The organism is Streptomyces albidicamelliae, assembly GCF_025642175.1.
Taxonomy (GTDB): domain Bacteria; phylum Actinomycetota; class Actinomycetes; order Streptomycetales; family Streptomycetaceae; genus Streptomyces; species Streptomyces albidocamelliae.
In genome coordinates this window covers 5,556,319-5,571,312 of record NZ_CP106795.1, presented here as the reverse complement: position 1 = coordinate 5,571,312, position 14,994 = coordinate 5,556,319, and the positions used below count along the sequence as shown (strand labels likewise).

The 14,994-nt window shown below is 72.6% G+C and carries 12 protein-coding genes; 7 read left to right on the top strand and 5 right to left on the bottom strand.

The genetic code is table 11. From position 1 onward, the window contains the following. Positions 1 to 264 precede the first annotated feature (264 nt). A complete protein-coding gene (locus tag N8I86_RS25595) occupies positions 265 to 2,361 on the top strand; it encodes a CDP-glycerol glycerophosphotransferase family protein (protein ID WP_260147806.1) in 2,097 nt (698 codons plus the stop codon). Positions 2,362 to 2,551: 190 nt separating this feature from the next. Here the strand turns inward: N8I86_RS25595 and N8I86_RS25590 are convergent, their stop codons facing one another. The 4 genes from N8I86_RS25590 to ku form a co-directional block, all read right to left on the bottom strand. Further along, on the bottom strand, positions 2,552 to 3,145 hold the full coding sequence (locus tag N8I86_RS25590; protein WP_263278790.1) for a putative immunity protein: 594 nt from the start codon (positions 3,143 to 3,145) through the stop codon (positions 2,552 to 2,554). Positions 3,146 to 3,228: 83 nt separating this feature from the next. After that, a complete protein-coding gene (locus N8I86_RS25585; RefSeq protein WP_263278789.1) occupies positions 3,229 to 3,930 on the bottom strand; it encodes a DUF6308 family protein in 702 nt (233 codons plus the stop codon). A 71-nt stretch (positions 3,931 to 4,001) separates the two neighbouring features. Next, positions 4,002 to 6,110: a TerD family protein gene (locus tag N8I86_RS25580; protein ID WP_263278788.1), complete on the bottom strand. Its 2,109-nt coding sequence runs from the start codon at positions 6,108 to 6,110 to the stop codon at positions 4,002 to 4,004. A gap of 159 nt (positions 6,111 to 6,269) precedes the next feature. After that, entirely contained in the window at positions 6,270 to 7,397 is a 1,128-nt protein-coding gene (gene ku / locus N8I86_RS25575; RefSeq protein ID WP_263278787.1) for a non-homologous end joining protein Ku, read from the bottom strand. Between the two features lie 53 nt (positions 7,398 to 7,450). On the opposite strand from ku, the gene ligD reads away from it, so the two are divergent. Next, entirely contained in the window at positions 7,451 to 8,344 is an 894-nt protein-coding gene (ligD, locus tag N8I86_RS25570) for a non-homologous end-joining DNA ligase (RefSeq protein WP_263278786.1), read from the top strand. 1,133 nt (positions 8,345 to 9,477) lie between these two features. Here the strand turns inward: ligD and N8I86_RS25565 are convergent. Further along, on the bottom strand, positions 9,478 to 10,281 hold the full coding sequence (locus N8I86_RS25565) for a nuclease-related domain-containing protein (RefSeq protein WP_073889500.1): 804 nt from the start codon (positions 10,279 to 10,281) through the stop codon (positions 9,478 to 9,480). Between the two features lie 100 nt (positions 10,282 to 10,381). On the opposite strand from N8I86_RS25565, the gene N8I86_RS25560 reads away from it, so the two are divergent. The 5 genes from N8I86_RS25560 to N8I86_RS25540 all read left to right on the top strand — a co-directional run bounded on the left by N8I86_RS25560 (position 10,382) and on the right by N8I86_RS25540 (position 14,982). Further along, complete coding sequence (locus N8I86_RS25560; protein WP_073889498.1) at positions 10,382 to 10,888, top strand: protein-tyrosine phosphatase family protein; 507 nt, start codon at positions 10,382 to 10,384, stop codon at positions 10,886 to 10,888. A 126-nt stretch (positions 10,889 to 11,014) separates the two neighbouring features. Continuing rightward, positions 11,015 to 11,755, top strand: coding sequence for a hypothetical protein (locus tag N8I86_RS25555; RefSeq protein WP_073889497.1), 741 nt, complete (start codon positions 11,015 to 11,017; stop codon positions 11,753 to 11,755). Next, positions 11,752 to 12,996, top strand: coding sequence for a sensor histidine kinase (locus N8I86_RS25550; protein WP_073889495.1), 1,245 nt, complete (start codon positions 11,752 to 11,754; stop codon positions 12,994 to 12,996). Before N8I86_RS25555 ends, N8I86_RS25550 begins: the two co-directional genes overlap by 4 nt. A gap of 119 nt (positions 12,997 to 13,115) precedes the next feature. Beyond that, entirely contained in the window at positions 13,116 to 13,577 is a 462-nt protein-coding gene (locus N8I86_RS25545) for a hypothetical protein (protein ID WP_073889494.1), read from the top strand. A 43-nt stretch (positions 13,578 to 13,620) separates the two neighbouring features. Further along, positions 13,621 to 14,982, top strand: coding sequence for an FtsW/RodA/SpoVE family cell cycle protein (locus N8I86_RS25540; protein WP_073889492.1), 1,362 nt, complete (start codon positions 13,621 to 13,623; stop codon positions 14,980 to 14,982). Positions 14,983 to 14,994 lie beyond the last annotated feature (12 nt).

Sequence of the window (14,994 nt, the reverse complement as noted above, 5' to 3'; positions counted from 1 at the left end):
TGCAGCCGATCGGCGAGGGTAAGCGGGGGCTGCGTGGCCGTAGTTGTGGAGGCTGCTCGGAACCGGCCATTCATGGGTTACGTCTCACCCAGAGTGCCAAGAACGCGACGATGCAGGTAAAGTCCGACCACCTTCTAGATGAACATCCGTACGCATCGGCTTGCGGCCCGCGGCCATCCGAATCGCGCCAGTCAGCAGTCAGTGCCCGTGGATGTTGAGTTGCCTGGAGCCCGCTAAGTGTCAGCGTCCCCCCCTTCCGCTCGGTTGCGCGCCGCAGCGGTACGCCTCTTCCTGCCGACGGTGATCGCCCTGTCGTTCGCCGCTCAGGCGGCAGGTGCGCTCCTCCCCAGCGTCCCCCTGCTCGTGGCCTCCACCGCCGTAGGACTGGCGGCGGACCTCGCTCTGCACCGGTGGCAGCGGGGCATGGCCACGACTCTCGGGAAGCTTCATGCGACCGTGACCGTGCGCCAGGCAGTCCGTGATCTTCTGCTCGTGACCGGCCTGATCCGAATAGAGGACCAGGACTACGAGACGAAGTACATGGCTCTCGCCTGCGGCCTGCTGATCTTCTACGCTCTGCACTTCGCGTCGCAGGCCCTGGCGATCGTCGTACGGCGCAGCCGCACCCTGCCGATCCTGACCCGGAACATCGACGCCTCGCCCCTGCGGCTGAGCCCCGCTCCCCCGGCGCTGCTGATGCGCCGCTCCGGGCAGCGGCTCCTCGTGTTCGGTCTGCCCGCGACGGCCGGCCTGCTGGTCGCCGCGATCGCCGACTCGGGCTGGGCGGCCGCCGCGGGCATCGGGCTGTCCGCGGTCCTCGCGCTGGCGGCCATCGCCGTCCTGGCGGCGCGGCTGCGGTCGAGCCGCAAGCCGGTGACGAGCGAGGAGGCGCTGGAGTGGTTCGAGTCCTGGCTCGCGGAGTACCAGCCGACGGTGGGCATGTACTTCTCCGGCGGCACGAGCTCCGCCTACCAGGCGAACATGTGGCTGGAGCCGCTGGCCCGGCTGGAGGGCCGCCCGCTGATCGTGCTGCGTGAGCGCTTCATGATGCGCAAGATCGCGTCCACGGACATCCCGATCGTGTGCCTGCCGAAGGTCGCCGACGTGATGCGGCTGGAGCAGTCCACGCTGAAGATGCTGATCCACCCGTCGAACTCGGGCAAGACCTCGCAGGTGCTGCGGATCCCCACGATCAAGCACGCCTTCGTCAACCACGGCGAGAGCGACAAGCTCTCCAGCTGCAACCCGTACGCGAAGGCGTACGACGAGGTGTGGGTGGCCGGCCCCGCGGCGCGCGAGCGGTACGCCCTGGCCAACGTGGGCGTCGACGACAAGGACATCGTGGAGATCGGGCGCCCGCAGCTCGACGTGATCAAGCCGTACGCCGGTGCGCCGACGGGCTCGTACACCACGGTGCTCTACGCCCCCACGTGGGAGGGCTGGGACGGCAACCCCGGCAACACCTCGGTCATCGAGGCCGGCGAGAACATCGTCCGCTCGCTGCTGGCCGACCCGGGCGTCCGGCTCCTCTACAAGCCGCACCCGCTGACCGGCTCGGTCGAGCCGCGCGCGGGAGCCGCGAACCTGCGGATCCAGGAGATGATCCGCGCCGCCGTCGCGACCCGTGCCGCGGAGCACGCGAACGAGCGCCCGGCGGCCTCCGCCGCGGCCGAGCTGGAGCGGCGGACCGCCGAGCTGGACCGGCTGACCACGTCCTCGTTCCGGGACAGCGCGGACGACGCCGAGCGGATGCTGCTCCAGGCGGTGCCGGAGACCGGCCGGGCCGCGGCCGTGGCCGCCGCGACCGCCGCGTGGGAGACCGCGTACTGGGACTCGTTCCCGGCGTGGGAGCACCTGATCGTCACGGACGCGCGGCCGAACGTCTACGCCTGCTTCAACGTGGCCGACCTGCTGATCAGCGACGTCTCCAGCGTGATCTCGGACTACCTGGCGAGCGGGAAGCCGTACGCGGTGACGAACACCAGCGGTCTGCCGGAGCGGGACTTCCGCACCACCTTCCCGACCGTGCGCGCGGGTGCCGTCCTCACTCCGGACGCCTCCGGGATGCCGGCGCTGCTGGAGTCCGTGCGGAACCCCGAGAACGACCCGTACGCGGCCGCCCGCACCGAGCTCAAGGAGCACCTGCTCGGTCCGTCCGACCCGCCGTCGGTGGTCCGCTTCAACGACGCCTCCCGTGCGCTGTGCGCGAAGGCCGAGGAGCACCGCGCGGGTATGGCGGTGCGGGCGCTCATGGCGATCCCCAGCCAGCGGGACGCCGAATCGCCGGGCCAGCGGGACGCCGAGACGCCGGGCCAGCGGGACGCCGAGTCGCCGGCCGACAACGAGCACGTCAAGGGCTGACCGCCCGACCGCTTTCAGGGCGTGTACGCCGGCACCGGCCGGTGGCCCCCGGAGCAGCGGCCGCCGCACCGATCGGGTGCGGCGGCCGTACGCTTCGGGGGCCGTTTCGTTTTCCGCGCGGTTGGCCGTGCCTGTGCCTCCCACCTCGGCGTGCGGTGGGGTCCGCCGACGCGGGGGCGGACGAGCGGCCTCAGGCGCGGAGTGCGGTGTCCAGGTCGCGGATGAGTTCTCCCACGCGGCCTCCTCCGGGAGGTGCGGCGGGCAGGCGGCCCAGCACCGCGGTGACCGCCGGTGGAGCGTGGTGACGTGCCCACGCGAGGGTCTGTCCGGTGCCATCTCGGCCCCCTCCGGACGCCAGTTCCTCGGCTCGTGCCGCGTGTGCTGCCGCGCCGAGGATGTGTTTGACCTGGTGCGCGCTGGCCTTGGGATGCAGGTACGCGGCGGCGGCCGCGTGACTCGCCGCCCGCGCGGCATCGGCCGCGGCCGCTCCGCCGGGCACTTCCCCGGCGACACCGTCTGCCGCTTCACCGGTCACCTCACCGGTCACTTCACCCGCCGCTTTGTACGCCGCCCAGGCGCACGTCCGCAGTGCTTGCGTGCGCCGGCCGCCGTCGGCGAAGGCCTGCGCGGCTTCTACGGCGGCTCGGGGGCGGGAGTCGCCGGGGAGACTCCGCTCGAAGATCGGCAGCACTCTGCGCGCGCACTCCGCCGCGAAGCCCGTGATCCCCTGGAGTTCCTCGGTAGTGAGCTCGATCGTGTCCGGCTCGGTCGGCGTGGCTGACATGGCCCAAGCCTGTCAAAAGTCGCCGATCACGACCGCGCTCTTCCACGTCATTTCCCGGCCGCCCTCTGTACGGCCGTACGGCGTCACCTCCCGGCGTCACCTCGTCCGAGGCGCCATGCCACGACGTCGAAGACCCGCAGCAGAGTCGTGTCGGCCGGCGCGTGAGAGGCGAGGACGGTCCAGTCCTCCCTCTGGCGTTCCAGGTCGGCGTCGATGAAGCCGGCGAGCAGGGGGAAGAACTCCGCGTCCCGCCGGTTGCGTACGCGGGTCATGGGATAGCCGGCCGTAGGCTCTCGCGTCCAGTAGCACCGTCTTACGTTGTCGTCGAACAGCGGTATGAGCAGGGGCCGCTTGCGGTGGAGGACCTTCACCAGCGTGGTGAGCTGTACGCCCGGCAGCGCGCCGAAGGGGTCCAGTACGGACACCAGGTCGCCCAGGAGCTTGGTGTGGGTGCCCTTCTCGACGGCGGTATGGAGGGTGAGGTTCGTCGGTATCTCGCCGAGCGAGCGCTCCAGCGCCGGCCGGACCCTCTGGAGGGAGTACACGGCTTTGATGCTCGGCCCCGCGTTGAGCACCAGGGGCGCCAGCAGGTCGCCGTCGTTCAGTTCGTTCGGCCCGCTGCCCGTAGCGAGGCGGTCGTAGGCGGGATAGGCGTAGACGGGTCCCTTACCGAGAGCCGCGGCCTCCCGGTTGGCCGTCTCGTCGAAGTAGTCCTTGATCCAGAAGGACGCCTTCTCGATGTCGACCCGGCGGCCACCGACGTGGATGTGCTGGTCTGTCATCATCCCTGCTCGGTCGGTGAGGGGCCGGCGGCCGGGCGTCGGGCGCCTCGGCCGCCGGGGCGGGGTGCCGGGGGTCAGCCCGTCGGGGTTGCTTCTCTGGACGGGGTGCGGCGTGGTGCCGGGCGGTCCAGGTGGGCCGCCACGGTGGTGTAGAAGCGGTGCACCGCGTCGTCGACGCTGCGGATGAAGCCGGTCTCGGCGTTGCCGCGGCTGCTTCCCATGCCCTTGAGCAGGGTCAGGCGGAAGCCGGTGATGCCGGCGCCGTCCTTCGGCAGCAGGTCCGCCGGTTCGGGACGGAGCCGTTCGAGGGTGCCCCGGGGGCCGCCCGTCTCGCCCTCGACGAGGGTCTCGATGTGGAGGTCCGCCGGTGCTTCGGCCAGGGTCCGGACGAGCCGTTTCGCCCAGGAGAGGGGGTAGCCCTGCTCGGGTGCCGGGATCGCGAGGGACGTACGCAGTCTGCCGGTCCGGAGATCCGCGGTGACCGCGAGCACGCCGGGCGTGCCCTCGATGCGCAGTTCCGCCTCGAGCCGTCCCTCGGCGCAGAGCCGCTCGGCGAGAAGGGTCCGGCGCGCTCCGGGATCCGTCCCCCGCTTCGCGCGCTGGACGGGCAGCACCTTCTGTCCCAGTTCGCCGCCCAGACCCAGACAGACCTGGCGGACCAGCCGCTCCCAGCTCTCCACGACCTCCAGGGCGCGCGGGTCCCCCTGGCACAGGGTCTCGTCGTCGATGCCGTTGCGTACGGGGACCCAGGCCGGGCCCATGTTCTGGAAGCCGTGGCAGCCGGAGTTCTCGTGCTGGAGGTAGTGCAGGAGCTCCTGGAGGAGCCAGGCGTGCGCCGCGTTGCCGACACCCTCGTGCCGGATCAGCATCTGCGCCTGGTGGGCCACCTCGGCCCAGGACAGGTGCCGGAGCGCGACCTTGTGCTTGCGCCGCTTGTCGATCTTGACGTCGACGAGCGGGCTGCCCTCCAGGGCGACGTCGTTCGACAGCGTGATCACGGCCTCGTAGCCACGGCGCGCGGCGATGTCCATGTACGCCTGCACCTGCTCCGTCCTGAGGGCGTTCCCGTTGGTCTTCGTCTCGACCAGGGCCGTCCACAGCTTCCCGGCACGCTCGACGCGGATCACTCCGTCGGGGCGTCGCGGTGAGTCACCGTGCGGGAGGCTGACCTCGGTGAACGTCTCCATGCGTCCCGCGGGTGCGCCGAAGGCCGCGGTGAGTCTCCTGCCGAATTCCGGCACCTGGGCCATGACCGACAGCAGCACCGAGGTGGCCCGCGTCTCGCGGTCGCGGTCGCTCTTCAGCGCCGACACCGGGAAGAGCCGGGCCTCCCTCCAGGACTCGTTCTCGGCCAGGCTCTTCCTGGCCACCTTGGGCAGGGTGACCTTCTTCTTGGCGGTACGGGGCCGGGCGACCCGCTTCGGCGGCTCGCCGTCCTCGGCAGGTCTGCGAGGGGACGGCACCGCGGTCAGCGGCTCCGGGGCGGCCCCCGCGGCGGCCGGACCGGCAGCGGGGTTCGGGGCCGGGGCCGCCTGGTGTGCCGGATCGCCGGTCGCCTCGCTGTCCTGCTCCCCGGTCACCGCCGTACCGGAACCGGACTCCGCTTCCAGGGCCGTCTCTCCGGCCGCCGCCTCCACCGCCGCCGCGTCGTCCTCGATGTCGACGCCGAAGTCGGTCGCGAGGCCGGCGAGCCCGCTGGCGTAGCCCTGGCCCACGGCACGGAACTTCCACTCCTCCGCCCGCCGGTACAGCTCACCGAAGATGATCGCGCTCACCGAGTCGGCGTCGTCGATGGCGAACCGCAGCAGGTCCTCGCCGGTCCCGTCGGCCAGCGAGAGCCGTACGTCCTGAAGTTCGCCGAAGCGCGCTCCGCCGTAGCGGCTGGCGGCCACGACGATGCGGTGCACGTCGGCGGGGACCGCGGTGAGGTCGAAGCTGATCCGGTCCTCGCTGCCGTCCTCGGTCGGCGTCTTGCCCAGCAGTTGCACGCTTCCGTCGGCGGCGACCGGGTTGTTGTAGAAGTAGAAGTCGGTGTCGCTGCGCACCTTGCCGTCGGCGTCCAGCAGCAGCACCGAGACGTCCGCGTCGCCCTCGCCGGTCGGGCTCCCCCAGCCCAGTCCGACGATCACCGAACCGACGTCCTCGCTCAACGCCGCCAGAGCGACGTTCGAGCCCTTGATCATTTCCTGCACTGTGCCCCCCAACTGACGCGGGCCGGGCAGGAAATGCGCCCCCTCCCCCGGCCGCATGGAACACGACGCGGTGTGACGCGCCGCACGGGGGGTAACTGTAATACCCACGGAGTGGCGGGCAGGGGCAAGTCGCGACTTCCCGGTGGAACCTCAGGCCGAGCGTTTGCGGGAGGGTGTCTTCTTCGCCGTCGTCGCCTTCGCCGTAGGCGCCTTCGCGGCTGTCGCCTTCTTCGTCGCCGCCGTCGACCTGGCCGGGTTCCCGGACGTCCCGCTCTTCGCCGTCGCGCTCTTCGAAGTCGTGGTCTTCGAAGTCGTGGTCTTCTTCGTGCCCGACGTCGCCTTGGTGGTCGCCTTGGACGTCGACTTCCTCGAGGGGGCCGCCTTCTTGGCCGCGGCCGTCTTCCTCGTGGTGGACGTCGACTTCTTGCCGCCCGTCTCCTTGGGTGCGGTCCGGCCCCGGGACAGGGGTCTGACCTCGGCCTCGCCGCCCGGGGCGGGCGCTCCGCGCGACTCCCGTGCGGCCCTGACGCTGTTCTCCAGGGCGGCCATCAGGTCCAGCACCTGACCCCCGGCCGCCGGCGCGGGGGCCTCCGGCGGGGCCTCGCCGGCGGCCTTCGCCGCGATGACCTCCTCCAGCGCTTCCCGGTACTCGTCGTGCAGGTCGTCCAGGTCGACCTCGCCGAGGGTGTCCATCAGGGCGTCCGCGAGGTCCAGCTCCTTGTCGCGGATGGTGACGTCGGTGTCCGGGGCGACGCCCTCGGGGGTGCGTACCTCGTCCGGCCAGAGCAGGCCGTGCATGACGATGGCCTCGCCGACCACGCGCAGCATGCCGAGGCGCTCGCGGCCGCGCAGCGCGAACTTGGCGACGGCCACCTTGTCGCTGCGCTTGAGGGCCTCGCGGAGGAGGGCGTACGGCTTGGCGGCGGGCGCTCCGCCGGCCGCGAGGTAGTAGGCCGAACCCATCTGGAGCGGGTCGATCCGGTCACCCGGCACGAAGGCGACGATCTCGATCGTGCGCGCGGTGGGGATGGGCAGGTGGGAGAGGTCCTCGTCGGTGATCGGGATGATCGTGCCGTCCGCGTCCTCGTACGCCTTGCCGATCTCGGCCTGGCCGACCTCGCGCTCCTCCAGTTCGCAGACCTTGCGGTAGCGGATGCGGCCGTTGTCCTCGGTGTGGATCTGGCGGAAGGAGATCGCGTGGCTCTCCGTCGCGTTCACCAGCTTGATCGGGATGCTGACGAGACCGAAGGAAATGGCGCCGTTCCATATCGATCGCACGTGCCGCGCCCTTCCTTTCCCGTTTTTCCCTGTCCGTCTGGGATTGTCATCTTATGACGCCTATCACAGAGGTGGAGGGGCGGCGGGTCGCGCTCAGCAACCTGGAGAAGGTGCTGTATCCGGAGACCGGCTTCACCAAGGGGGAGCTGCTGCACTACTACGCGACCACCGCCGGTGCCCTGCTGCCGCATCTGCGGGACCGCGCGGTGTCGTTCCTGCGCTACCCGGACGGTCCGGAGGGCCAGCAGTTCTTCACGAAGAACGTGCCGCCGGGTACGCCCGAGTGGGTCACGACGGCCGGGGTCCCCCGGTCGTCCGCGGACGCCCCGGCGCGGATGGTGGTCGTGCAGGACCTGCCGAGTCTGGTGTGGGCGGCGAACCTGGTCACCGAGTTCCACACGCACCAGTGGCTGGTGCAGAGCCCGGACGAGGCGGATCGGCTGGTGTTCGACCTCGATCCGGGCGCGCCGGCGACCGTCGTCCACTGCTGCGAGGTCGCCCTGTGGCTCCGGGAGCGGCTGGCCGCCGACGGGATCGAGGCGTACCCGAAGACCGCCGGGTCGAAGGGCCTGCACCTGCTCGCTGCGGTGCGCGGAGGGTCGTCGGAGCGGACGTCGGAGTACGCGAAGGCGCTGGCGGTGGAGGCCGAGCGGGCACTGCCCCGGCTGGTGGTGCACCGGATGACGAAGAGTCTGAGGCCGGGGAAGGTGCTCGTCGACTGGAGCCAGAACGCGGCCCGCAAGACGACGGCGACGCCCTACACGCTGCGGGCCCGCCGCGCCCCGCTGGTGTCCGCGCCGGTGACCTGGCAGGAGGTCGAGGACTGCCGTGATCCCGCCCGGCTGGACTTCCGGGCGGACGACATCGCTCCGCGCCTGCAGGACCTCGGCGACCTGATGGCTCCCCTGCTGGACCGGGACCGGGCGGCTCCCTTGCCGGCGCCCTGACCGGAGCGGCGAGCCGAGGAGGGCTGTCAGGCGGCGAGGGCGGCGGGCCGGGCCTCGACCGAGCCGCCCGCGAGCGCGGACCGGGCGTCCCGGCGAGGTTCGGCGGAACCTGGGTGGACCCGGGACCGTCGGCGGGCGTCCCGGAGAGAGGCGGGAGGCCGGCGATCGCCGCCGAAGGCCGGTGCAGCCCGCGGCGGGTCGCAGCCGGTCGGGGAGGGCCCACGGCCCCCTCATGGGCCAGGCAAGGCCCGTGAACTCGGCAGGGCCTACGCGCTCGGCAGGACTCCGGGCTCGGCAGGGCCCGTCGGCTCGGCAGGACTCCGGGCCAGGCAAGGCCCGCGGGCTCGGCAGGACTCCGGGCCAGGCAAGGCCCGCGGGCTCGGCAGGGCCCGTCGGCTCGGCAGGGCGCCGGGCCAGGCAGGGCCCGCAGGCTCGGCAGGACTCCGGGCCAGGCAGGGCCCGCAGGCTCGGCAGGACTCCGGGCCAGGCAGGGCCCGCCGGCTCGGCAGGACTCCGGGCCAGGCAGGGCCCGCCGGCTCGGCAGGACTCCGGGCCAGGCAGGGCCCGCCGGCTCGGCAGGGCTCCGGGCTAGCAGGGCCCGTCGGCTCGGCAGGGCGTACAGGACAAGCAGAGCTTGCGCGCTCGGCCGGGCCTGCGCTCGGCAGAGCCCCTCCGCTCGGCAGGGCCAACAGGCTAAGCAGAGCCCGCGGGCTCGGAAACCGCGAGGCAGACGCCTCGCCGCTCAGCCCCAGAGACCGCGGGAGGCAGGGCCGCTTCACCACCCCAGAGACCGCCAGAGGCTCGGCCACTCAGCCGTGAAGGCCGCCGGAGGCACCCCGCACCCCAGAGCCCAGCTGCACACCCTTCCCCCGCCCCGGCCCCCGCGAACTGCCGCCCCCTCGGCACCCCCAGTCACCCAAGTCACCCCACTCACCTGAATCACCCGAGTCACCCCAGTGACCCCATCACCCCCATCACCTCGTCACCTCGTCACCTCGTCACCTGAGTGACCCCGTCCCCCCAGCCCCCTGTGACCCCGTCACTCCACTCACTCGTCACCCAAGTGACCCGTCACCCCAGCCCCCAATGACCCCGTCACCCCAGCCCCCAGTCCCCCCAGTCACACCCCCAAGTCACACCCTCCCCCAAGTCCCCCGGTCCCTAGCCATCGCGTGCAGCGCTTCCACGTCCGCCGGTTTCAGGACCGCGCCCGCGTGGGCCAGGGTCGGCAGGGACGGGTCCTGGAGGACGCGGACGCCCCGGGGGGCGGTGGTCAGGGTCAGGTCGGCCGGGCCGGCCAGGGCGAGGACCGGGTGGACCTCGGCGGTCAGGGCGTAGGAGGCGCGGTCGGCGCAGGCGCGCAGGTGGCGCAGGACGGGCTCGGGTTCGCGGCGGCCCACGGTGACCATGGGGTCGGCGACCAGCACCCGGCTCTTGCGGGCGTACAGGGCGTGGACGGCGAAGAGGCCGCCGGGGCCGATCAGCAGGTGGTGGATGCGGTCGCCGCCGGGCAGCGGGACCGAGTGCAGGGTGTGCCAGCCGGCGCCCTCCAGCCGGTCCAGGGCCTCGCCGACGGTCTGCTCGGCGGTCAGGGCGCGCCTGCGGGGGTCGGGGCGCAGCCGGTGGGCGGGGCCGGGGTCGCGGTCGAGGGCGACGAGGAGGGCCTCGCCGGGGCGGTTGGGCGCCAGGTCGTCGTCCGGGTGCAGGGTGAGCCGGGCGAGTTCCGCGGGGGTCGGTACCGGGGGCGGTCCGACGGTCACCGGGCCGGTCAGGAAGGGTTTCAGGGCCGCGAGCACGTCGTCCCCGCGGTCCTCGTCGAGCAGGTTGACCCGGCCGGTCTCGCGGTCGTACCAGGCGACATTGTCTCCGTCCGGGCGGCAGACGTAGATCCGTTCCCGGCCGTGCCGGAAGGCCGGCACCACACGCAGTCCGTTCATGCGCCATCACCCCTCGACCATGGGAACAGGCGGGGTGCTCCCGGGGCAAGAGCGGTTACCTTGGATGACGGCCCTGTGCGAGGGAGTTGGGGAGGCGTCGTTGCGGACCCGCGGAAAGCAGCCCGACGTGCCGGCTCCGGAGCGCCCGTGGAGCGAGATCGTGCCCGGCCTGTGGATGGGCGGGCACGAGTTCCGGGGCCGTTCGGGGCGGCTGGAGTTCGCCGTCGTACGTGACGAGTTCGAGGTGGTGCAGTCGCTGCTGCGGCTGCCGGGGTACGGCCCCGATCCGGGCGTCGAGCACCATGTGTGGCCGATACCGGACGGCCCGCTGGACGGGACGCAACTGGCCGGGGTGATCCGGCTGGCCCGTGCGGTGAACGAGGCGCTGGACTCGGGCCGCCGGGTGCTGGTGCGCTGCTACCACGGGTACAACCGCTCGGGGCTGGTCGTCGCGCACGCCCTCGGTCAGCGCGGCCGGTCGCCCGACGAGGCGATCCAGCTGATCCGCGCCCGGCGCTCGGCGTGGGCGCTGCACAACGAGCTGTTCGTGGAGTACCTGCGGGCGGGCCTGTCGACCGTGCGGCTGCTGGAGGAACTGGCCGAGTAGCCTTCTCTCCCAGCACCACCGCCGGGGAACAAATAGGACTTCCCCAGGTATCTGAGAACACTTCCCTACGAATATACGAATTAAGGTGTACGGGGCCCCTCCGTCCCCGATGCCCCCAGGAGCACCGTGCCTGCCCGTCGCCCCCTGCGCACCGCCCTCGCCGCGGCCGTCCTCGCCCTGCTGTCGGCGACGGCGACCGCCTGCGGGGACACCGGCGGGCTGCAGGGCGCCGGCGCGACCCCGACCGCCGTCAGCCCGGCCAAGCTCTGGCCGGACCTCAGGCCGGCGTCCAGCCCGGCCTACCCGTACGACGTGGCGACCAGGGCGGTCGTGAAGGGGGTGCGGGTGCCCGGGGACGACCTGCGGAAGGTCGATCCGGTGGACGTCGTCGAGGCGGAGATCGAGGCGCATCCGGACGACTACGGCTCGAAGGGCGTGTACCACGCGACGGTGGACCGCATGAAGGAGTGCCGTCCGGGCGGCGACGAGGCGCGGTGTCCGCTGCTGAAGCCGTACTACCGGGACCTGACGGGGGACGGCCGGCCGGACCTGACGCTCGGCTTCCGGCTGTATCCGACCAACCAGACGGCGGTGCGGGTGTACACCGTCGAGCACCACAGGCTGGTGCAGGTGCTGGCCGACAACGACGCGATCATCGGGGTGGAGCTGGCCGGCCGGGAGCTGATCGAGCGCTCCCCGGCGGACATCTCCGGCTACGAGTACCGCACCACCTGGGTGTGGGACCCGGAGGAGCGGGCGATGACGTTCTCCCGTGACGAGTACCTGCACACCGGTGGCGGCCGGCCCGGCCGGAAGCCGTCCCCGTCGGCGAGCCCCTCGGCGAGTCCCTCGGCGGGCGCGCCGTGAGGATCGCGCTGCCCCGGTGGGCCGGGACGCTCGCGGTGAAGGCGGCCGTGTTCATCACGGTGATGTGCTGCGCGCTGGCGGCGCTGCTCGGCATACTCGTGCACGTCTCGGTGACGAACCAGACCGTCGAGCAGGCCCGGGACCTGGCGCTGTCCCGGCTGGAGGACACCACGAAGGCCTTCGAGGCCGGTGACGCGCTGCCGCCGGGCGCCGGGGTGGACCCCGCGGGGCTGCCCGCGTCGCTGCGGGCGCTGGCGGTGGCCGGCCGGCGCGGCACGGTGGTGGCGTCGCACCAGGGGCGTCCGATCATGTGGGCGGCGGGTCCGGCGGCCGGGCACCGGGCGCTCGCGGTGGAGGTGGACTACTCGCAGCAGTCCCGCACCATCGCCGGGCTCGACCAGTCGATCCTGTGGTCCGCGGGGCTCGCGATCGGCGCGACCGTGCTGGTGGGCGCGTTCGCGGTGACCCGGGTGACCCGTCGGCTGCACGGCACCGCACGGGTGGCCCGGCGGATCAGCGGGGGCGACCTGGACGCCCGGGTGGACGATCCCCGTACGAAGGATCCGACCCGGCCGCAGGACGAGGTGGCGGCGGTCGCGGCCGCCCTGGACACGATGGCCTCGACCCTGCAGAGCAAGCTGCTCAGCGAGCAGCGGTTCACCGCGGACGTGGCGCACGAGCTGCGCACCCCGCTGACCGGGCTGCACGCGGCGGCCGAGCTGCTGCCGCCGGGCCGGCCGACGGAGCTGGTCCGGGACCGGGTGGCGGCGCTGCGCACGCTCACCGAGGATCTGCTGGAGATCTCCCGGCTGGACACCGGCCGGGAGAGGCAGGAGGTCGACACCGAGGAGCTGGGCGCGCTGGCCGGGCGGGTGGTGCGGGCCTCGGGCACGGACACCGAGGTGCGGATCGTGCGGGACGCGCGGGTGGAGACCGACCGGCGGCGGCTGGAGCGGGTGCTGGGCAATCTGGTGGCCAACGCGCACAAGCACGGCGGCCCGCCGGTGGTGCTGACGGTGGACGGGCCGGTGGTGACCGTGCGGGATCACGGGGACGGCTTCCCGGAGTACCTGGTGGCGCACGGGCCGCAGCGGTTCCGCACGGAGGGCGGGGCCAAGGGGCACGGGCTGGGTCTGACCATCGCGCTCGGGCAGGCGGAGGTGCTGGGGGCGCGGCTGTCGTTCGTGAACGCGGTGGACGGCGGCGCGGTCGCGACGCTGACGCTGCCCGCGGAGGACTAGGGTCCGCGATCGCCCGAAGGGACCACTGTGACGGGCGCCGGGCGGTCAGCGCCCCTAGGGTGGCAATCGGTCAGGATGCGGCATAGGCCCCGCTTCGCCCGTTTTCCCGGAGGTATCCCATGTCCCTGCGTTCCTCCCTCGGCCGCGGACTGGCCATAGCCGCGGCCACCGGTGTCCTGTTGACCGGTGTCGCCGCCGTCCCCGCCGCGGCCGACGACGGGGCGGGCGACGACGGGTCGGGCCTCAACCTGCAGAGCGACGGCGGTCAGGACGCCGGTCTCACCGGCCTCGACGGCCTCACGGGCACGGGCGGCCTCGACGGCTTCGGCAACGGCGGTTCGGCCGGCCCGTACCGAGGGGTCGTCACCGCGCGGGGCGGCCTGTGGCTGCTCGACCGGCCGGACCGGGGCAGTCGGCGCGTCCGGTTCGTCCCGGAGGGCGACCCGGTCTCGATCTTCTGCAGGACCACGGGCGACTTCGTGCTCGGCACCCCGGTCTGGTACCTGCTGACGGACGGCACCTGGGCGTGGGGCACGGCCCGGTACATCCGCAACGTCGGGCCCACGCCACGCTGGTGCTAGTGGGCACGGCACACAAGACGCCCTGTTTAGGTAGGTTCCGGGCATGACGAAGGCCGGAACCACCGTGGCGGCGGCCCAGACTCCCGCACCCTCCGTACGCCTGCCCCGGCGCCGGGGCGTCGAACTGGCCCTGATCGTGCTGGCCGTCCTGCTGTCCGTGTACGGCTACTGCGCGGTGGGCCTCGCGCGGACCGGGACCGTCCCCCCGGGTGCCGCCGTCTACGGCGCCGGACTCGGTGTGCTGGCCCTGTTCGCGCACGTCGTGGTCCGGATCCGGGCGCCGTACGCCGATCCGCTGCCGCTGCCGATCGGCGTGCTGCTCAACGGGCTCGGCCTGGTCCTGATCTACCGGCTGGACCTGGAGACCCCGGGCGACCGGGCGGCCCCCACCCAACTGGTGTGGTCCACGCTCGGGGTGGGGCTGTTCATCGGCGTGATCCTGATGCTGCGCGACCACCGGGTGCTCCAGCGGTACGCGTACGTCTGTGTGGTCGCGGCCCTCGTGCTCCTGCTGCTGCCGATCCTGTTCCCGGCGGTCAACGGAGCCCGCATCTGGATCCGGATCGCCGGGTTCTCCATCCAGCCGGGCGAGTTCGCGAAGGTGCTGCTCGCGGTGTTCTTCGCCGCCTACCTGGCGGCCAACCGCAACGCGCTCGCGTACACCGGCCGCAAGGTGTGGCGGATGCAGTTCCCGACCGGGCGGGTGCTCGGCCCGATCGTGACGATCTGGCTGCTGAGCGTCGGCGTGCTGGTCCTGGAGCGCGACCTCGGCACCTCGCTGCTGTTCTTCGGCCTGTTCGTGGTGCTGCTGTACGTCGCCACCGGCCGGACGGGCTGGATCGCGGTCGGGCTGGTGCTGGCCGTGCTCGGGGCCGTCGCCGTGGGCCGTCTCGAACCGCACGTGGGCGGCCGGATCGAGGACTGGCTGCACCCGTTCGCCACCATCGAGGCCGGACAGGGCCCCAACCAGCTCTCCCAGTCGCTGTTCGCCTTCGCCGCCGGCGGTGTCCTCGGCACCGGTCTCGGGCTCGGCCACTCGATCCTCATCGGGTTCGCGACCAAGTCCGACTTCATCCTGGCCACGGCGGGCGAGGAGCTGGGCCTGGCCGGGCTCGCGGCGATCATCCTGCTGTACGCCCTGCTGGTGGAGCGCGGCTACCGCGCGGGGCTGGCCCTGCGCGAGCCCTTCGGCCGGCTCCTCGCGGTCGGGCTCGCCTCGATCGTCGCCCTCCAGGTGTTCGTGATCGCGGGCGGGGTCACCGGGCTGATCCCGCTGACCGGAATGGCGATGCCGTTCCTCGCCCAGGGCGGCTCGTCGGTGGTCACCAACTGGGCGATCGTGGCGCTGCTGATCCGGGTGAGCGACTCGGCCCGCAGCCAGTACGACGGGCAGGAGGCCCCGTGAGCGAGTACGGCG